The sequence below is a fragment of the Vibrio sp. Y29_XK_CS5 genome, assembly GCF_024181835.1.
GTDB lineage: Bacteria > Pseudomonadota > Gammaproteobacteria > Enterobacterales > Vibrionaceae > Vibrio > Vibrio harveyi.
Map to the genome: position 1 here is coordinate 112,088 of NZ_JAMZAM010000003.1, position 19,720 is coordinate 131,807.

General features: G+C 46.6%; 21 protein-coding genes. 14 read left to right on the top strand and 7 right to left on the bottom strand.

The window, feature by feature from the left end; translation table 11 throughout:
- Positions 1-42: 42 nt before the first annotated feature.
- The 3 genes from pckA to hslR form a co-directional block, all read right to left on the bottom strand.
- On the bottom strand, positions 43-1,671 hold the full coding sequence (pckA, locus tag NL647_RS14420) for a phosphoenolpyruvate carboxykinase (ATP) (RefSeq protein WP_005448514.1): 1,629 nt from the start codon (positions 1,669-1,671) through the stop codon (positions 43-45).
- Between the two features lie 337 nt (positions 1,672-2,008).
- The gene (gene hslO, locus NL647_RS14425) at positions 2,009-2,884 is read right to left on the bottom strand and encodes an Hsp33 family molecular chaperone HslO (RefSeq protein WP_253650340.1); all 876 of its coding nucleotides are present in this window, start codon (positions 2,882-2,884) and stop codon (positions 2,009-2,011) included.
- Positions 2,885-2,915: 31 nt separating this feature from the next.
- Positions 2,916-3,302, bottom strand: coding sequence for a ribosome-associated heat shock protein Hsp15 (hslR, locus tag NL647_RS14430; protein WP_005448506.1), 387 nt, complete (start codon positions 3,300-3,302; stop codon positions 2,916-2,918).
- A gap of 256 nt (positions 3,303-3,558) precedes the next feature.
- Here hslR and gspC point away from each other — a divergent pair, with 256 nt between their 5' ends.
- From gspC to NL647_RS14490, 12 genes are read left to right on the top strand one after another with little or no spacing between them, the layout of a single operon-like run.
- Positions 3,559-4,482, top strand: coding sequence for a type II secretion system protein GspC (gene gspC / locus NL647_RS14435; RefSeq protein WP_009701537.1), 924 nt, complete (start codon positions 3,559-3,561; stop codon positions 4,480-4,482).
- A 36-nt stretch (positions 4,483-4,518) separates the two neighbouring features.
- Positions 4,519-6,555 (top strand): type II secretion system secretin GspD, encoded by a 2,037-nt coding sequence (gene gspD / locus NL647_RS14440; RefSeq protein WP_009698982.1) that lies wholly within the window; start codon positions 4,519-4,521, stop codon positions 6,553-6,555.
- Positions 6,548-8,050, top strand: coding sequence for a type II secretion system ATPase GspE (gene gspE, locus NL647_RS14445; RefSeq protein ID WP_005448500.1), 1,503 nt, complete (start codon positions 6,548-6,550; stop codon positions 8,048-8,050). Before gspD ends, gspE begins: the two co-directional genes overlap by 8 nt.
- On the top strand, positions 8,050-9,270 hold the full coding sequence (gene gspF, locus NL647_RS14450; protein ID WP_009698980.1) for a type II secretion system inner membrane protein GspF: 1,221 nt from the start codon (positions 8,050-8,052) through the stop codon (positions 9,268-9,270). The genes gspE and gspF overlap by 1 nt, the downstream gene beginning before the upstream one ends.
- Before the next feature lie 60 nt (positions 9,271-9,330).
- Positions 9,331-9,774, top strand: a complete 444-nt coding sequence (gene gspG / locus NL647_RS14455) for a type II secretion system major pseudopilin GspG (RefSeq protein ID WP_005434493.1) — start codon at positions 9,331-9,333, stop codon at positions 9,772-9,774.
- A gap of 31 nt (positions 9,775-9,805) precedes the next feature.
- On the top strand, positions 9,806-10,411 hold the full coding sequence (locus NL647_RS14460) for a prepilin-type N-terminal cleavage/methylation domain-containing protein (RefSeq protein WP_033001300.1): 606 nt from the start codon (positions 9,806-9,808) through the stop codon (positions 10,409-10,411).
- Positions 10,392-10,787, top strand: a complete 396-nt coding sequence (gspI, locus tag NL647_RS14465) for a type II secretion system minor pseudopilin GspI (protein ID WP_020480854.1) — start codon at positions 10,392-10,394, stop codon at positions 10,785-10,787. The genes NL647_RS14460 and gspI overlap by 20 nt, the downstream gene beginning before the upstream one ends.
- Positions 10,774-11,493, top strand: a complete 720-nt coding sequence (gene gspJ / locus NL647_RS14470) for a type II secretion system minor pseudopilin GspJ (protein ID WP_050933789.1) — start codon at positions 10,774-10,776, stop codon at positions 11,491-11,493. The genes gspI and gspJ overlap by 14 nt, the downstream gene beginning before the upstream one ends.
- On the top strand, positions 11,486-12,496 hold the full coding sequence (gene gspK, locus NL647_RS14475) for a type II secretion system minor pseudopilin GspK (protein WP_009702503.1): 1,011 nt from the start codon (positions 11,486-11,488) through the stop codon (positions 12,494-12,496). The genes gspJ and gspK overlap by 8 nt, the downstream gene beginning before the upstream one ends.
- A complete protein-coding gene (gene gspL, locus NL647_RS14480) occupies positions 12,465-13,667 on the top strand; it encodes a type II secretion system protein GspL (RefSeq protein ID WP_253650341.1) in 1,203 nt (400 codons plus the stop codon). The genes gspK and gspL overlap by 32 nt, the downstream gene beginning before the upstream one ends.
- A 7-nt stretch (positions 13,668-13,674) precedes the next feature.
- Complete coding sequence (locus tag NL647_RS14485; RefSeq protein WP_005448492.1) at positions 13,675-14,166, top strand: type II secretion system protein M; 492 nt, start codon at positions 13,675-13,677, stop codon at positions 14,164-14,166.
- 1 nt (position 14,167) lies between these two features.
- A complete protein-coding gene (locus NL647_RS14490; protein WP_005448490.1) occupies positions 14,168-14,929 on the top strand; it encodes a type II secretion system protein N in 762 nt (253 codons plus the stop codon).
- A 289-nt stretch (positions 14,930-15,218) separates the two neighbouring features.
- On the opposite strand, the gene cysQ is transcribed toward NL647_RS14490, so the two are convergent.
- From cysQ to NL647_RS14510, 4 genes are all read right to left on the bottom strand, one after another.
- Positions 15,219-16,046, bottom strand: coding sequence for a 3'(2'),5'-bisphosphate nucleotidase CysQ (gene cysQ, locus NL647_RS14495; RefSeq protein ID WP_005448488.1), 828 nt, complete (start codon positions 16,044-16,046; stop codon positions 15,219-15,221).
- Between the two features lie 47 nt (positions 16,047-16,093).
- Complete coding sequence (nudE, locus tag NL647_RS14500; RefSeq protein WP_009698975.1) at positions 16,094-16,660, bottom strand: ADP compounds hydrolase NudE; 567 nt, start codon at positions 16,658-16,660, stop codon at positions 16,094-16,096.
- 175 nt (positions 16,661-16,835) lie between these two features.
- Complete coding sequence (gene nfuA, locus NL647_RS14505) at positions 16,836-17,420, bottom strand: Fe-S biogenesis protein NfuA (RefSeq protein WP_005448480.1); 585 nt, start codon at positions 17,418-17,420, stop codon at positions 16,836-16,838.
- A gap of 97 nt (positions 17,421-17,517) precedes the next feature.
- The gene (locus NL647_RS14510) at positions 17,518-18,243 is read right to left on the bottom strand and encodes a ComF family protein (RefSeq protein WP_253650342.1); all 726 of its coding nucleotides are present in this window, start codon (positions 18,241-18,243) and stop codon (positions 17,518-17,520) included.
- An 84-nt stretch (positions 18,244-18,327) separates the two neighbouring features.
- On the opposite strand from NL647_RS14510, the gene bioH reads away from it, so the two are divergent.
- The gene (gene bioH, locus NL647_RS14515; RefSeq protein WP_005448476.1) at positions 18,328-19,092 is read left to right on the top strand and encodes a pimeloyl-ACP methyl ester esterase BioH; all 765 of its coding nucleotides are present in this window, start codon (positions 18,328-18,330) and stop codon (positions 19,090-19,092) included.
- A 136-nt stretch (positions 19,093-19,228) separates the two neighbouring features.
- Complete coding sequence (locus NL647_RS14520) at positions 19,229-19,693, top strand: hypothetical protein (protein WP_009698973.1); 465 nt, start codon at positions 19,229-19,231, stop codon at positions 19,691-19,693.
- Positions 19,694-19,720 lie beyond the last annotated feature (27 nt).

Below are 19,720 nucleotides of genomic sequence, written 5' to 3' on the forward strand. Positions count from 1 at the left end.
CGATTATTTTTGTAGCTAAGTCACGAAGAGTTAGCGAGTGGTCTAGTCGAGTTGAGGACCTGCAGCCACTAGTGATTTACCTTCTGCGTTGTCAGTGTACTTATCAAAGTTGTTGATGAAGCGCTCTGCCAAGTCTTTTGCTTTGCTTTCCCATTGTAATGGGTCAACGTAGGTATCACGTGGGTCAAGGATGCTTGGGTCCACGCCAGGAAGTGAAGTAGGCACTTCTAGGTTGAAGATAGGAATATGCTTAGTCTTCGCATCCTCAATTGAGCCATCAAGGATTGCATCGATAATGCCGCGTGTATCTTGGATAGAGATACGCTTGCCGCTGCCATTCCAACCAGTGTTCACTAGGTAAGCTTCTGCACCTGCTGCTTCCATACGTTTCACTAGCACTTCTGCGTACTTAGTTGGGTGTAGAGTTAGGAATGCCGCACCGAAACATGCCGAGAAGGTTGGCGTCGGCTCCGTGATGCCACGCTCAGTACCAGCCAGCTTAGCGGTGAAGCCAGATAGGAAGTGGTACTTCGTTTGCTCAGGTGTCAGTTTAGACACAGGAGGAAGTACGCCGAACGCATCAGCCGATAGGAAGATCACTTTGTTTGCGTGACCGCCTTTCGATACTGGTTTAACGATATTGTCGATGTGATGCAGTGGGTAAGACACACGAGTGTTTTCAGTCTTAGAACCATCATCAAAGTCGATAGAACCATCGCTACGAACCGTTACGTTCTCTAATAGTGCATCACGGCGGATAGCATTGTAGATATCAGGCTCAGCTTCTTTAGATAGCTTAATGGTCTTCGCGTAACAGCCGCCTTCGAAGTTGAATACGCCGTCGTCATCCCAACCATGCTCGTCATCACCAATTAGTGCACGTTTAGGATCAGTAGATAGGGTTGTTTTACCTGTGCCAGACAGACCGAAGAAGATTGCTACATCGCCTTCTTCACCCATATTTGCACTACAGTGCATTGATGCGATGTCTTTCAGCGGAAGGAAGTAGTTCATCATGGCGAACATACCTTTCTTCATTTCGCCGCCGTACCAAGTACCGCCGATCAACTGAGTGCGCTCTGTTAGGTTGAATACGGTGAAGTTTTCAGAGTTCAAACCGTGCTCTTCCCACTTCTCGTTCGTGCATTTCGCGCCGTTCATTACGACGAAATCAGGTTCAAACGTTGCCAACTCTTCTTCTGTTGGACGGATGAACATGTTTTTCACGAAGTGTGCTTGCCATGCAACTTCTGTGATCACTCGAATGCTCAAACGAGTGTCTGGGTTTGCACCACAATAACCGTCAATCACAAATAGACGCTTACCTGAAAGCTGGTTGGTCACTAGCTCTTTTAGGTCGTCCCATACTTCTTTGTTGATTGGTTTGTTGTCGTTTTTCACTGCGTCAGAAGTCCACCACATGTGCTCTTCTGTCGTTGCATCTTTAACAATGTACTTATCTTTTGGTGAGCGACCAGTAAAGATACCAGTGTCTACGGCAACCGCGCCGAGTTCTGTAACCACACCACGTTCATAACCTGTTAGGTCAGCACGGGTCTCTTCCTCAAACAGCATTTCGTAGCTTGGGTTGCGAACAACCTCTTTAACGTTATGCAGTCCGTGTTTGGTTAGATCAAGTGTTGCAGCCTTTGTATGTTCCATAACGGTCATAGGTGCTCCTTATAAGGATTTTTGTAGGGATTTTGTAAGAATGTTTTAATTTTTATCTGCTCACCATGCTAGCAACGGGGCGGGGAGAAAACAGGGATATAGTTCAAAAATTATCCATGATTTCAATGTGGTTTTAGGTAACCCGTCACATATTGGTGCGAATAGTTTATCGTGGGCGCAAACCTTTGCGCTAGGGCAAAAGAATTATTAATTATTTAAAATTAAGCGGTTGCTTTATTACGTGGAAAGCCAAGTTATACGAGGGTTTGATCACAAAAAGGCCAGCGTTGCGCTGGCCTTTTGAAGGGTAAATTACATGCTTGTTAAGCTATGAAAATTAATGCACTGTTTTATTGTCTGAAGTTGCCTGCGTATACAGTTCGGTAATTTCAGGTTCGTTGAACGTGTATGACGTGCCGCAGTAATCACAATGTAAAGAAATTGATCCTTCTTCAGCTAAAATGTCATAAATTTCAGTTTTATCAACAGTAATGATCGCTGCACCGCTACGCTCACGAGAACAACCACAGTGGAATTCCACCGGTTGCGGTTCGTATAGGCGAACAGAATCTTGGTTGTATAGACGGTAAAGCAGTTCATTTGCAGGTAGTGTGAACAGCTCTTCGTTTTTCACTGTCGCAGTCAGTTGCTCTAGGTGCTCAAAGTCTTCAGGTGTACCTGTACCATCTGGCATTACCTGAATCATCATACCTGCTGCGTGCTTTTTGCCTTCATGTTCACCAGTGCGGATCCAAAGACGTGTTTTTAGCTGTTCTGAGTTTGCGAAGTAACCTTCGATAACGTCAGCTAGCGTTTCACCTTCTAGACCAACCACGCCTTGGTAGCGTTCGCCTTTTTTAGGTTCGATGGTGATCACCAGGTAGCCTTTACCCATCATGTCGTGCAGGCTTGCGTCTTCAGCAATGTCGCCTTCCCAACGTGCAACGCCGCGGATCTTCTGATCGTGGTCGCCGTTAATGACAGCTAGTGATACAGGACCATCACCTTGTAGTTGGATAGTGATTGAGCCTTCGAACTTCAAAGTTGCAGTTAAAAGAGTGGTTGAAACGAGTAGCTCACCCAACAGTTTTTGCAGTGCTGCCGGATATTCCTTGCTGGAGATAATACGTTGGTATGCTTCATCCAATTGAACCAACTCGCCACGTACTGAAAGATCTTCGAATAGGTAGCGGTTTAAAACATTATTTGCCATGGAGTGCTTTCCTCGTCGGTAATTCCGGCTTTTATTGGTGTTTGAACTTGATGATGTCGCGGCGCTGCTTCTTATCTGGGCGGCGTTCCGGACTTGGGTTGTGGGCGTTGAGTTTGCGCTGCATCGCATGCTCTTCACGTTGGCTGATGCTTGATTCAGTCTCGCGATATAGCGTTTGAGCGATAGGTGCGCCTCGGCGTTGATCAGAGATTTTCTCGATGATCACCGTCTTCTCTTCGTTACCTTGACGAAGGCGAATCTCAGCACCCAATTCAACGATTTTGCTTGGTTTGCTTCGTTGCCCATTATAGTGGACTTTACCGCCATCGACCATATTACGAGCGATAGAGCGGGTTTTATAGAATCTGGCAGCCCACAGCCATTTATCTAGCCTTACGGCTTCATTTACGGAACTCATAGAACTCTGTGCAATCTAATCACTGCATTAATGGCGCAGTGACTGGTGGATTATTCACCTACAGATGGTGCCAAGGCTGTTTTTTTTCAAGGGAGTTGGCAAAAACGGCATAAGAAAAAGGTATGAAAAGGAACTTGTGATATAGTTCACTGCTCTTTGTTGAGTAGTAATTTTATTGCAATTTTAGCAAGATAGGGTCGACATTCTTTGACTTATACTTAAGGTCGACGGACGTAAGAATAAAGGAATCAATTCAGTGAAGCGTTTAGAGCTAAGTGCAGGATTAGCAAGCAGCCCGCTACTGGCTCAGATTAAGTCCAACAATCACACCATTCAAGCGAAACTTAGTGTGCTTCTTACTTGTCTATTTATAGCAATGACGGGTTGGATACTTGGCAAAGTGGTGTGGCTAGCAATGCCTCAAACTTCTGATGTGGCTCAATGGAAGCCGTCAGCAAGTGCTGTTGCGTCAACGAGTAAAAAAGACGCGATTGATTTTAACGCCCTCCAAAATGCCAATTTGTTCGGGAAGTACACTGAGCAAAAGCCGGTCGTAATAGAACAACCTGTCGTGCAAGATGCGCCTAAAACCCGCTTAAACCTAACACTTGTTGGTGCAGTTGCGAGCAGCAACGCAAAAACGAGTTTGGCGGTTATTGCCAATCGAGGTAAGCAAGCGACATATGGTATTGGCGAAGAAATTGACGGCACACGAGCAGAATTAAAAGCGGTATTGGTCGATCGCGTGATCATTGACAACCAAGGTCGAGACGAAACCTTGATGCTACAAGGCATCGAGTACAGCAAACTGTCTGAAAGTCGACCGGTTAATCAACCCAAAGCTCAAAAAGCAAATAACTCATCCGCGGTGAGTGAAAAGGTTGATCAAATCCGTGCGGAAATTGCTAAAGATCCGCAAAGCGTATTCAAGTACATCAACATTTCTCCGGTTAAGAAAGACGGAGGGATTGTCGGCTATCGCGTTTCACCAGGACGTGATGCGGCACTGTTTAATGATGTCGGTCTAAAAGCTGGTGATATTGCGGTGCAATTAAACGGGATCGATTTAAGTGATCCATCATCTTCAGTAGAACTGATGCAAGTGATGAACGATCCGCAAGAATTGAATTTGACTGTTGAGCGTGATGGCCAACAGTACGACATCTATATCCAATTGTAATACTTAGGCAACCAGCGTAAGTTCAGGGAGACATACGTGAAACATTGGTTTAGCAAAAGTGCTTGGTTACTAGCGGGTACACTACTCTGCGCACCGGGTGCGATGGCGAACGAGTTTAGTGCTAGCTTCAAAGGCACAGACATTCAAGAATTCATCAACATTGTTGGTCGTAACCTAGAGAAGACCATCATCGTTGACCCATCGGTACGCGGAAAAATCGACGTACGCAGCTACGACGTTCTTAACGAAAAGCAATACTATAGCTTCTTCCTTAACGTTCTTGAGGTGTATGGCTATGCTGTTGTGGAAATGGACAACGGCGTACTAAAAGTCATCAAGGCGAAAGATTCAAAAACCTCTGCGATTCCAGTTTTGGGCGATGACAGTGCGCAAGGCGACAGCGTGATTACACGTGTGGTAGCGGTGCGTAACGTATCGGTTCGTGAATTATCGCCGCTACTGCGTCAACTTATCGATAATGCGGGCGCGGGTAACGTCGTGCACTATGACCCTGCTAACATCATTTTGATCACAGGTCGTGCTGCGGTGGTTAACCGCCTTGCTGAAATCATCAAGCGTGTTGACCAAGCGGGTGACAAAGAGATCGAAGTGGTTGAGCTGCGTAATGCATCTGCTTCTGAAATGGTTCGTATCGTTGATGCCCTGAACAAAACGACGAACCAAAAAAGCACACCTGAATTCCTAGAACCAAAAATCGTAGCGGATGAGCGTACCAACTCAATCCTGATTTCTGGTGACCCAAAAGTACGTGCTCGTCTGAAGCGTTTGATTCGTCAACTTGATGTCGAAATGGCGACTAAAGGTAACAACCGCGTGGTGTACCTCAAGTACGCTAAAGCAGAAGACCTAGTTGATGTACTAAAAGGTGTTTCTGATAACCTACAGGCTGAGAAACAAGCGGGTCAAAAAGGTGGTTCATCTTCTGCAAAACGTGGTGAAGTGGTGATTGCAGCTCATGAGGCTACTAACTCGCTCGTACTGACGGCTCCGCCAGATATCATGATGGCACTGCAGGACGTGATTTCTCAGTTGGATATCCGTCGTGCGCAAGTATTGATTGAAGCGCTAATCGTTGAAATGTCGGAAGGTGATGGTATTAACCTTGGCGTTCAATGGGGCTCGTTGGAAACGGGTGCGGTTATCCAATACGGCAACACTGGTGCACCGATTGGTCAGGTGATGGTTGGTTTGGAAGAAGCGAAAGATACGACTGAAAAGAAACCGATTCGTGACTCAGATACTGGTGCGATTAAGTACTACGAAGAAACGACAGTGAAAGGTGACTATTCGACCCTAGCATCCGCTCTTGGTGGTGTTAACGGTGCAGCAATGAGCATCATGATGGGTGACTGGACTGCACTGATTACGGCAGTGTCATCGGATTCAAACTCAAACATTCTGTCCTCTCCAAGCATTACTGTAATGGATAACGGTGAAGCGTCATTCATTGTTGGTGAGGAAGTGCCAGTAATTACTGGTTCTACTGCTGGTTCAAACAATGACAATCCATTCCAAACGGTCGATCGTAAGGAAGTGGGTATCAAACTGAAAGTGGTTCCTCAGATCAACGAAGGTGACTCTGTTCAACTGAACATTGAACAAGAAGTTTCTAACGTGCTAGGTGCAAATGGTGCTGTTGACGTGCGTTTTGCTAAGCGCCAATTGAACACTTCAGTAATGATTCAAGACGGTCAAATGCTGGTTCTTGGTGGTCTAGTTGATGAGCGTGCGCTTGAAAGTGAATCTAAAGTGCCACTGCTGGGCGATATTCCAGTGCTTGGTCATCTGTTTAAATCAACCAGCACACAAACTGAGAAGCGTAACTTGATGGTGTTCATCAAGCCGACCATTATCCGTGATGGTATGACGGCTGATGGTATTACGCAGCGTAAGTACAACTTCATCCGTGCTGAGCAGCTATACAAAGCACAAGAAGGTTTGAAACTGATGGATGATTCAAACATTCCAGTGATGCCTGAATTTGGTCAGGAACGTAAGCACCCTGCTGAAATCCAAGCCTTCATCGATCAGATGGTAAAGAATAATGGTTGATATGTTAGACACTGCGCCAAGTATGCGCCGTCTGCCATTCAGTTTTGCCAACCGCTTTAAACTGGTATTGGAGACGGAGCACCCTGAGCGCCCTCCAATTCTGTATTACGTAGAGCCGCTCAATCCTGCGGCTCTCGTTGAAGTACGCCGAGTTCTAAAACAAAACTTCATCCCTCAAGCGATGGATAAAGAAGCGTTCGACAAAAAGCTCACTGAAGCTTATCAGCGAGACTCTTCTGAAGCTCGTCAGTTGATGGAAGACATTGGTGCAGACAGTGATGACTTCTTCTCTTTAGCGGAAGAATTGCCGCACGATGAAGACTTGTTGGAGTCTGAAGATGATGCACCAATCATCAAGTTGATTAACGCCATGCTTGGTGAAGCGATCAAAGAAGGGGCGTCGGATATCCATATCGAGACGTTTGAGAAAACCCTTTCGATTCGTTTCCGTGTTGATGGTGTATTGCGTGAAGTCTTAACCCCAAGCCGTAAGCTCGCTCCTTTGCTGGTTTCTCGTGTGAAGGTAATGGCGAAGCTTGATATTGCAGAAAAACGCGTACCTCAAGATGGCCGTATTTCGCTGCGTATTGGTGGTCGTGCAGTAGACGTGCGTGTATCGACCATGCCTTCATCACATGGTGAACGTGTCGTAATGCGTCTGTTGGATAAGAACGCGACTCGTCTTGATTTGCATAGTTTGGGTATGACGCCGTCTGTGCATGATAACTTCCGTCATTTGATTGGTCGTCCTCATGGCATCATATTGGTGACCGGTCCGACAGGTTCGGGTAAGTCGACCACCTTGTATGCTGGCTTACAAGAGATCAACAGCAACGAGCGCAACATTCTTACCGTTGAAGACCCGATTGAATTTGATATCGATGGCATCGGTCAAACGCAAGTGAACCCGAAGGTCGACATGACTTTTGCGCGTGGTTTGCGTGCGATTCTTCGTCAAGACCCAGACGTCGTGATGGTCGGTGAGATCCGTGACTTAGAAACCGCACAGATTGCCGTACAAGCGTCTTTGACTGGTCACTTAGTAATGTCAACGCTACACACCAATACCGCAGTTGGCGCAATCACGCGTCTACGCGATATGGGTATCGAACCATTCCTGATTTCTTCTTCGCTATTGGGCGTGCTAGCTCAGCGCCTAGTTCGTACGCTTTGTTCTGACTGTAAAGAACCATACGAAGCGGATAAAGAACAGAAGAAGCTGTTTGGTTTAGAAGAACACGAATCATTGACTTTGCATCGTGCTAAAGGTTGTGAAGTGTGTAACCAGAAAGGTTACCGTGGACGTACTGGTATTCATGAACTGCTGATGGTGGATGAGAAGGTTCAAGAGCTGATCCACAGTGAAGCGGGTGAGCAAGAAATTGAAAAAGCCGTACGTGCACACACACCAAGTATTCGTAGTGATGGTTTAAGTAAGGTTCACCGTGGTATCACTTCTCTTGAAGAAGTCATGCGAGTGACCAAGGAAGCGTAATGGCAGCATTTGAATACAAAGCGCTGGATGCGAAAGGCAAACAAAAGAAAGGCACTATTGAAGGGGATAACGCCCGTCAGGTGCGCCAACGCCTAAAAGAGCAGGGCATGATCCCTGTTGAGGTGATGGAAGCCAAAGCGAAAGCCGCTAAGTCTTCAGGTGGTTCGGTTGGCTTCAAACGTGGTATCAAAACCGCAGAACTTGCCTTGATTACGCGTCAGCTATCAACGCTTGTACAATCTGGTATGCCATTGGAAGAGTGTTTAAAAGCTGTTTCTGAGCAAGCTGAAAAGCCGCGTATTCGTTCGATGATCGCAGCAGTGCGCTCAAAAGTGACGGAGGGTTATCCGCTGGCAGACAGTTTGGGTGATTACCCACATGTGTTTGATGAGCTATTCCGTTCTATGGTGGCTGCTGGTGAAAAATCTGGCCACTTAGATGCGGTACTGGAGCGATTAGCGGAATACGTAGAAAACCGCCAGAAGATGCGTAATAAACTGCTTCAAGCCATGATTTACCCTGTGGTGCTTGTGGTGTTTGCGGTGGGTATCGTGTCGTTACTGCTTTCTTCTGTGGTGCCGAAAATCATCGAACCAATCATTCAAATGGGGCAAGAGCTACCACAGTCGACGCAAGTATTGTTGTCAGCCAGTGAATTTGTCCAAGAATGGGGTTTAATCATCTTTGTTGTGTTGGTGGTGTTTTTCTATGGCTTGAAACTCGCACTGCAAAGACCCAATTTCCGTTTAGCATGGGACAGAAAAATCCTCAGTCTGCCTTTGCTAGGCAAAATCTCTCGAGGTCTTAATACGTCTCGATTTGCGCGCACGTTATCGATTTGTACTTCAAGTGCGATTCCTATTCTTGAAGGTATGCGCGTCGCGGTGGACGTTATGTCAAACCGATACGTGAAACAACAGGTCTTAGTGGCGGCTGACAACGTACGTGAAGGTGCAAGTCTGCGCAAAGCGTTGGATCAAACTCGCTTGTTTCCACCAATGATGCTGCACATGATTTCTAGTGGTGAGCAGAGTGGTGAACTAGAGAGCATGCTAACCCGTGCGGCTGACAACCAAGACCAAAACTTTGAATCTACAGTGAATATCGCTTTGGGGATTTTCACTCCAGTGTTAATTGCACTGATGGCTGGTCTCGTTCTTTTCATCGTAATGGCGACATTGATGCCAATGTTGGAAATGAATAACTTGATGAGCGGATAAAATTCGAGTTAAGTCGTGTCTATTGATGGCACGGCTTGAATCTAACTTTCGGAGAAAATAATGAAATTTAAGCGCAGTAAGCAACAAGGCTTCACTCTATTAGAAGTAATGGTTGTTGTTGTTATTCTAGGTATTTTGGCGAGTGTTGTTGTTCCTAACCTACTAGGTAACAAAGAAAAAGCAGACCAACAAAAGGCGATCACAGACATCGTGGCATTGGAAAACGCGTTGGACATGTACAAGCTGGATAACAGCGTTTACCCAACGACAGACCAAGGTCTAGATGCATTGGTGAATAAGCCTTCTAACCCAGAGCCACGTAACTATCGTGACGGTGGCTACATCAAGCGTCTACCATCTGATCCATGGGGCAACGAGTACCAGTACCTAAGCCCTGGTGACAATGGCACGATTGATATCTTTACTCTAGGCGCTGATGGTCAAGAAGGCGGCGAAGGTCCGGCTGCAGATATCGGCAACTGGAACATGCAAGATTTCCAATAAGCCCTCGCTTAAACCAGCACTAATGAAAAAAATGCAAAAACACCTCGGTTTTACATTGATAGAAATTCTATTGGTGCTGGTTTTGTTATCCCTTACCGCTGTCGCGGTGATCGCAACTTTGCCTACCAGTCAAAAAGACCTTTCCAAACAATACGCGCACAGTTTTTTTCAGCGCTTACAACTGCTTAATGAAGAAGCAGTACTAAGTGGCAAAGATTTTGGTTTGCGTGTTGATGACGTTAAATCTACCTACACTTTATTGAGCTTGACCCAAGATGGCTGGCAACCACTGGAATTAAAGCAGATCCCAAGTGAAACCAAGCTTGAGGGGGATATTTCTCTGCAGTTGGATTTAGGTGGTGGTGCGTGGGATAAAGACGATCGACTGTTCGAACCTGGCTCCCTGTTTGATGAAGACATGTTTGCTGAGGAAGAGGACAAAAAGAAAAAGAAAGTGAAGCCACCTCAAGTGTTCATTTTCTCTAGTGCAGAGATTACGCCTTTCACCCTGTCATTCTTCCCTGAAGAGGGAGATGCATTTAACGATGGCTGGCGGATTATTGGTAAAGAGACTGGCGAGATAGAGTTATTAGCGCCAGGAGAAGAAGCAGAAGACGATGACAATACGACATTCTAAGCCAAATCGTATTGGCACATCGCACTGCAATACTCGAGGTATGACATTACTTGAGGTGTTAGTCGCACTTGCGATTTTTGCCACAGCCGCGATCAGTGTGATCCGCTCTGTGAGCCAACACATCAATACGGTCAGTTATTTAGAAGAAAAAATGTTTGCAGCTATGGTTGTGGATAACCAAATGGCGAATGTGATGCTCTCAACGGAAAAGCTTAAAGCAAAGAACGGTACTGAAGAGCTAGCAGGGCGCACTTGGTATTGGAAAATCACACCCGTTGCCACCACGCAGCCATTGCTGAAAGCATTTGATGTCAGTGTCGCGACTGAGAAAAACGCGAGCCCAGTGGTTACGGTGAGAAGTTATGTTGCGCAGTAAGATTCAACGTATCAACAAACACCGCAAACGCAATCAACGTGGTTTTACTTTGATTGAAGTACTGGTGTCGATTGCCATTTTTGCCAGTATGAGTGTTGCTGCTTACCAAGTCGTGTCACAAGTGCAGCGCAGTAATGTGTTGTCCCAAGAGCGTACTCAGCGCCTTAATGAGCTGCAACGTGCGATGGTGATGATGGATAACGATTTTCGCCAAATGGCAATGCGTCAGATGCGTACCAATGGCGAAGAACCATCAAAGCAACTACTGTTTTGGTCAGATTATCTGCTTGATTCAGATTCAAAAGGCGTGATGTTTGCTCGTCTAGGTTGGCACAACCCACAACAGCAATTTCCACGTGGTGAAGTCACGAAAGTGGGCTATCGCATTAAAGATGAAGTGCTGCAACGTGTGTGGTGGCGATACCCAGATACGCCAACAGGGCAAGAAGGGATCGTGACGCCTTTACTCACTCAGGTCGAAGAATTCGATATGCGCTTTTATGATGGAAAGTCATGGAAGAAAGAATGGGCAAGTAGCAGTGAGTTACCTAAAGCGGTATCGGTTATTTTGAAGCTAAAAGACTATGGTGAGATCACTCGCACCTATCTGACGCCGGATGGAAAACTTGCGTCAAGTAGCCAAGATAACTCTGGCGGTAGCAACTCGTCTGGGGGTAACAACTCCTCTGGAGGTAATAATGGCTAGTCGTCAACGTGGGGTCGCGCTCCTTATCGTTTTGATGCTACTTGCCATCATGACGACAGTCGCCGCAAGTATGTCAGAGCGACTGTTTTTGCAGTTTCAACGCGCTTCAAACCAGATTAATTATCAGCAGGCGTATTGGTACAGCTTAGGGGTAGAGGCTCTAGCCGAAATTGGTATTGAGCAAAGTTACAAAGACAGCGATACCATTAATTTAAGTCAGCCGTGGGCGATCAAAGAGCAGGTTTATCCGCTCGACTATGGTCAAGCCGCTGGTCGTATTATCGATAAACAGGCATGCTTTAACTTGAACGTATTGGCAAGTGTCCAACCTAACGGCGCGCAAGCAACTCGCCCATACTTAGTGCAAGTTTTTCAACGCTTGATGGAAGAAATGGACGTTGAACCTTACCAAGCTGAAGTGATTGCCGATTCAACATGGGAATATGTTGATAGTGATAGCACAGTGCGTTCTACGGCAGGTGTGGAAGACAGCACCTATGAAGCGATGAAACCCCAATACTTGCCACCAAATGGATGGATGGCGGATGCGAGTGAGTTACGTGCGGTTTACCAAGTGAGTGGCGATATCTATCAGAAGATAGCCCCAATGGTTTGTGCGCTCCCAAACGATGATTGGCGTTTGAACGTAAACACAATTGACGTTGAACAAGCACCGATCTTAGTTGCGATGTTTACGCCCGGCTTGAGTAGCAGCGATGCGGTGCAACTGATAGAAAAGCGTCCTTTTGATGGTTGGGATAGCGTTGATGAATTTTTAGCTGAGTCGGAATTAGCTGGCTTAAGTGGTGATGTAAAGAAAAATGCCAAAGGTTATTTGGGAGTAGACAGTTCCTTCTTTGAACTGGATGCACAGGTGTTGGTGGATGAATCCCGAGTGCGTATTCGAAGCCTTTTGCAAAGTACAAATAGAGAAACGGTGACTGTCGTTCGCCGTCGTTTTGGAGGAATCAGTGAGCGAGTTTCTGACCGTTCGGCTGAGTAGCGAACAACAAAGTACCATTCCATGGTTGGTGTGGTCGACACAACAGCAAGAGGTGATTGCCAGTGGTGAAATTTCCGGATGGGAACATCTGGACGAACTGGTAGCCTACGCTGATCAGCGCCAAATTGTTGCGCTGTTAGCCAGTAATGATGTTGTGTTAACAGAAGTAGATATCCCACCAGGCGCATCGCGTCAGTTTGACAGCATGCTGCCATATCTGGTGGAAGACGAAGTCGCGCAAGACGTGGACAACCTGCATTTCACAGTATTAAACAAGCAAGCAGAAACAGCACAAGTGTGTGCAGTGGAGCGAGCTTGGATTCAAACCATTTTGCAGCGTTTCTCCAGCCAAGGTCTTGTTATCAAGCGTATGTTGCCTGATGTTTTGGCAATGCCTGCGAATGATGAAAACAGTTCGGCTGCAATGCTAGGCGACCAATGGTTAATTCGTCATTCTGACACTCAAGGTGCCGTGGTGGATGCATCCTGGCTCGATCTGTATTTATCCGCTTACCTTCAAAGTAATGAAGGTTGGAAGCTTGATTGCTACAGCTCTGTACCAGAATCAACGGTGCCAGATATCTGGGTAGCAAAACCAGAAGAAATGACCATGGCACTGCTGGCGAAAGGGGTTGCAGAGAGCAAAATCAATCTCCTCACTGGCGCTTTTAAACCGAAATCCTCGTGGGGTAAGTACGTTAAGGTATGGCAGAAAACAGCGATTGCCGCTGGTGTGTTGTTGGTGGTACTTGTTGGTCAACAATTGTTGATGGTTCATAAATACGAAGTGCAAGCTCAAGCGTATCGCGAAGAAAGTGAACGTATTTTCCGTCAAATATTCCCGAATAAGCGTCGTATTCCGACAGTCAGCTATTTGAAGCGTCAAATGACCGATGAAGAACGCCGTTTATCTGGTGGTTCGAGTGATGTGGCGATGCTGTCTTGGATCGCGGCACTGCCAACGACTCTGGGACAGGTGAATGATCTGCAAATCACCAGTTTTAAATATGACGGTCAACGTGGCGAAGTTCGTATTCAAGCGAGCAGCTCTGACTTCCAGCCATTTGAACAAGCACGTGTGAAACTGGCGGAGAAGTTTAACGTCGAACAAGGTCAGTTGAACCGCAACGGCAACGTTGTGATGGGCAGTTTTGTGTTGAAGCGTCAGTGAGGTGATGATGAAAAATTTAATCGCACAAGCTCAAGCTTGGTGGAGCAGCATCTCGCAACGTGAGCAGCGTCTGGTGATGGGCGGTAGCATTATTGCTGTCCTTGGCATCATTTACTGGGGTCTTTTGCAGCCAATGAATCAACGAGCTGAATTAGCTCAGTCTCGAATTCAAAGTGAGAAACAACTGCTAACTTGGGTACAAGATAAAGCCGATGATATTACCGCACTACGTAAAAGTGGCGGTGTTAGCTTTTCCAATCAACCATTGAACCAAGTGGTGTCTTCATCTGCGCGCCGCTACAAAGTTGAACTGATCCGTGTACAACCGCGTAATGATAGCGTTCAGGTGTGGATTAAGCCTCTGGCATTCAATCAGATGGTGGATTGGTTGCGTTATCTAAAAGAACAACAAGGGATTGAGGTGGAATTCCTAGACATCGACCGTACTGAGCAAGCTGGTATGATCGACGTAAACCGCCTGCAATTTAAGCGAGGTTAAGGTGAAAAAAGCTGTTCTTTACGTTGTTATTTTTATTGCCTTTTTCTCGACTAGTTTAATTGCTGGTTTGCCAATCTCTTGGGTACTACAACAAGTGCCTATGGTGCGAGGTTTAGATATTCAAGGTGCGCAAGGCACGGTTTGGCAAGGTAGCGCATCCAATGTGCGTTGGCAGCGTCAAAACCTGGGAGAATTGAACTGGGACTTCCAACTGTCGGGGTTATTTACCGGTAAAGCCGAGTTTGCGGTACGTTTTGGTCGCGGTAGCGATATGGACGTTCGTGGACGAGGTTTGGTTGGCTACAGCCTTACCAGTGGTCCGTATGCTGAAAACTTAGTCGCATCTATTCCTGCGGCAAAAGTGGTTGAACAGGCACGCCTTCCAGTTCCTGTTGGGGTGGAAGGGCAACTTGAACTGAACATCCGCCATGCGACATACGCAGCACCTTGGTGTAAGACTGCGGAAGGCACGTTAGTTTGGAGTGCGAGTGGTATTCAAAGCCCGCTAGGTAGCCTTGAACTTGGGCCTGTCATTGCCGATTTAAACTGTAAAGACAGCGTATTATCAGCGTCTGGCGAACAGAAGAGTCAACAAGTATCAGCGGCGTTTTCCGCTGAGCTCATGCCAAATCAGCGTTACTCAACGAAAGCTTGGTTTAAACCAGGAGCGGAGTTCCCATCGGGTATGAGCGACCAACTAAAATGGCTGGGTAACCCTAACTCGCAAGGTCAATACGAGTTTGATTACAAAGGGCGTTTCTAGCCAAATCTGTCATTCAGAACATTATCAAAGAGCTGCCAGTGTGCAGCTCTTTTTGCTTTTGGATCATGGTAGGCTAAACCCTCTATTTGCTGTACGAAAACTTATTTGGTTATTAGTTTGATCCTTAACCTTATGATTTTTATGTGAATAATGCGGCTTTGTGCAGGTTGGTAAGCATTTGGATCATAGTAGGCCAAATACTCCTAACGCTGTACAAAAGGCAAAAAGAAAGGCCACGAAGTGAATTCGTGACCTTCTTTCTCATTGATATAGTCAGGTTGAGTGGCGATCAATCTTTGTGTTGTAGAATCTCATTCCAAGGCAAATCAGCATCGCCAAGTACGATAAAGTTTGGGTTCTCCAACGTCTCGCGCTCATTGTAAGATAGCGGTTCAAGTTGCGTACTGAGAATTCGTCCGCCCGCTTCTTCTACAATGCATTGTGTAGCAGCGGTATCCCACTCGCCAGTTGGACCTAGACGTAAATAACAGTCCACTGCACCTTCAGCAACAAGGCACGCTTTGAGTGCGGCAGAGCCAAGTGGAATCAAATCGTAATTCCAAGCGCTACTCATGCGGCTCGTGATGCGGTTAATGTCTTGACGACGGCTGATCGCGATAGCAATGTTTTGTCCAGGTTGCTCATGTTTATGAGTGTGGATTTTTACACTTTCAGACATGTCTGGAATCTTCCACGCGCCCTTACCGTTGTATGCATAATACGTAACACCAGAAACTGGACCGTAGACTACGCCCATGGTGGGTTTGTTGTTGTCGATAAGCGCAATAATGGTTGCAAAGTCGCCGCTGCGTGCGATGAACTCTTGTGTGCCATCAAGTGGGTCGACTAACCAGTAGCGTTCCCATTGTGCACGCTGCTCTAAGCTAATATCTGCAGCTTCTTCAGAAAGCACCGGGATATCTGGCGTCAACTCACTTAAACGCTCGGTGATCAGCTTGTGCGCCGCGATATCTGCGCTGGTGACTGGGGTCTCGTCACTTTTAGTGTATGCTTCGTACTGCTTTTTCTCGTATATATCGAGAATCAATTGTCCTGCGCTGCGAGCAATTTCGATGACTTGCGGAAGCAGGTGAGATAAATCTTTTGTCATTGGCATAAGTAATGGTCCTTTCTCACTATTATGGTCCAGCTCTTCGGCTGTGATTAATTTTGTTTGTGAGTGGTGTTTTGTAAGTGTTTCAGTGCCAACATCAACGCTGTGATGCTTCGTGCTTCACAAAAATCTAAGTGCGTTAATAGTTCTTCCGCTTGCGCTAATGGCCAGCGAACGATTTCTAATGGTTCTGGCTCATCACCTTCTTGTTTCTCTGGGTATAGGTTTTGTCCCAAGAACAGCGTCATTTTGCTCGAGAAGTAAGAAGGCGCAAGGATCACTTGTTTTAAGGGTGTTAGCTCATGAGAACCAAAACCAATTTCTTCTTTTAACTCTCGATCTGCTGCTTCTATCGGTGTTTCTCCAGGGTCGATAAGACCTTTCGGAAAGCCCAGTTCGTAGCGTTCTGTGCCCGCCGCGTATTCACGTACTAGCAGTAAGTCACCTTGCTCAGTGATAGGCACTACCATCACGGCATCGCGACCACTTGGTTTCATGCGCTCGTAAGTACGCAGTTCACCATTAGAGAAGCGAAGGTCGAGGGCTTCCACTGCAAACAGCTTAGATTGTGCGACCGTCTGACAAGAGAGTATCTCTGGTGGGGTCCTTTTCGACATAGCGCTGGCTCCTTAGTGTCGTTTACTCAGCGAGAGAAATGAGATTTCTTAATATATGAGAAGAAAGCTCGAGTTTCTAGCGTGATGATTCAGCTTAACTCAATTGAAAACAAAAATGGGAGGCAAACGCCTCCCATTTCTCGTCGATATGCATCGCTAACAAGCCATGAACGACTTAGTAGTAAGAGTGATCACCACGATCGTGCTCTGTTGCATCGCGAACTGCCGTCAGTTCACCAACGAATTGGTTTAGAAGTTCTTTTTCAATGCCTTCTTTTAGCGTTACATCGACCATTGAACAACCGTTACAACCGCCGCCGAATGCTACGATTGCGATGCCATCGTCTGTGATTTCAACTAGATTTACGTGACCACCGTGACCTGCAAGTTGTGGGTTCACTTGAGTTTGGATTACGTACTCAACACGTTCTACAAGTGGAGCGTCGTCCGCCACTTTACGCATTTTTGCGTTTGGCGCTTTTAGTGTTAGCTGAGAACCCATTTTGTCTGTCACAAAGTCGATTTCAGCGTCTTCTAGAAACGGTAGGCTTAGCTCGTCAACGTAAGCTGAAAAACCGCTGTAAGGGATTTCAGTGTCAGTACCTTCAATGGCTTCTGGTGGGCAGTAAGACACGCCACACTCTGCGTTTTGTGTTCCTGGGTTCACGACGAAAATACGAATGTTTGTGCCTTCAGGCTGTTGACCTAAAAGGTTGGCGAAATGCGTTTGCGCAGTTTCTGTAATAGTAATATTTGACACGACGAATACCTGAGTAATTTTGTAGGCTATTGCTGCTATTCTACTCCTGTTGACGCCTCGGTCTAGTCTTTTTGATGCTAAGACATGGCGAAGCGATCTAGATTGAGCCGGGGGCAGGAGTTCTGCAGATGCAGTAAATATCGATGCTTTCTACGCCAACTTCAAGTAGTAAATGACATAATTGTCGGACCGTACTACCTGTTGTAACCACATCATCCATAATCGCGACGTGGGAAAAGTCCACCTCACCTTGTAGGGCAAATGCCCCTTGCAGATTTTGCTCGCGACTGGCTTTTTTGTTTCCTCGCTGCGACTGAGCACTTTTGACACGTTTAAATACCTTGCTTTCATATCGCACATCTAAATGGCGGGCGAGGTGTTTGGTTAAGATATGGCTCTGATTGAAGCCTCGTTTTATGTAGCGCTGCCAGTGAACGGGCACGCTGGTGATGACGGGGGCAGGCTGCTCAATTCGTTCTGCTAATAGTTGAGTAAGCGTACTCAACTGCCATGCCTCGCCGTGATCTTTAAAGCGCTGTACTTGTTGAGAGAGCGGAAAGTCATAGTCACCTAAGGTATACAAACGCCGCCATGGTGGTGGCTCTTTCAAGCATTCTCCGCACTCTGCGGAGGATTGTGATTCCTCTTCTGTCATTTTTAAACCACAACGTGAGCAGCGTTTGATTGGTGTGAGGTGGTCAAAACAGCTGTCACACCAACGCATTAGGTTGGGCGTTTGGCGGTGAGGTATGGGAAATCGGCATAATCCGCATTGGCTACTGAGTACGCGATGCATGATGTTTTGCCATTGATGAGATAACATACAATCCATCCAAGGTGAGCGAGCCATCAGACTAAAGCTTGGATTGCGTTGTAAGGAATAAGATAAGTAGGAGAGAACGAGAGCATGAGCACGAATTTACACTGGCAGTCATTTGGTCAAGGACCAGATTTGGTGTTGCTTCATGGTTGGGGTATGAATGGTGCGGTATGGCAGCAGACCGTCGAGTCTCTTCAACCTTATTTCCGAGTGCATGTGGTCGATCTTCCGGGATACGGACACAGCGCAGAATCTCACGCTGAAGACTTAGCAAAAATCGCTGACCTTGTTTTGCAAGACGCACCAGAGAAAGCAGTTTGGCTTGGCTGGTCATTAGGTGGCTTGGTGGCAACCCACATTGCACTTAATGCTCCGCAACGTGTGAGCAAATTAATCACGGTAGCAAGTTCACCAAAATTTGCTGCTGAGCGTCCTTGGCGTGGTATTCAACCTAACGTGTTAACCGCATTCACCGATCAATTGCTGGAAGACTTCTCTGTCACTATTGAACGTTTTATGGCGCTGCAAGCGATGGGCAGCCCGTCTGCGCGCAAAGACGTGAAACAACTCAAACAAGCGGTGCTATCGCGTCCGCAGCCGAACCCTGATTCGTTGTTGGTTGGTTTGAACATTCTGGCCGATGTGGATCTGCGCGATGCGCTGACTTCCCTTTCTATGCCGATGCTGCGCCTTTATGGTCGACTTGATGGCTTAGTGCCAATCAAAGTGGCAAGTGACTTAAGCGAGCAGTTGCCAAGCACTCAGCAGTTTGTTTTCAATCAATCCTCTCATGCGCCGTTCATGACCGAACATGAAGCGTTTTGTCTCCAAGTGAGAGAATTTGCCGCTTAACGGTTAGGCCTGCACATCTAAACGAATAAAACTCCTAAAGCTGATTAAAAATTGGTCGATATAAGTTTTAGCGAACTCTTCTTGTGGGAGGAGTTTGCTGTATTGACGAGTTGGGCGACTCTGAGGAGGGTTCGCAATGATTGTGTCACCGGCTAACGTTAGCGTGCCACTGATCGCCCCATCCGTTAATGTGCAGACGGAACAAGCTGCTCGTGACAATAAAGTCCGAGAACCTGTGACGCCAACAGTCGCACTGGCGAAAACCAATGCGGAGCGCAAAGTAAAAAGTGATGAGAAACGGCGACGCCAATCCTCGTGGGACCCATCGGAGCATCCTGACTACGAAGTGGAACCCGAGGTGGATACCCGTTATCACGAAGAACCGAAAGACACGCTAGAACGTCTTTTCGGTTTGCTAGCGCTCAAGAGTTACAGCGAAGATCAGGGTAAGGGCTACGCGATACGCTTTCGATTACCTAAGCGCATTTTGGATGCTGCGGTCAAAGAGGGATTGATGGAAAAGCGCAGGAAGGTGATTAAGTTTCATTATGGTCACTCGGTCGCGCCCCATACACCGTCAGAAGTGATAGCAGTATTATGACGACTCAATATCCTACTCAAATAAAAA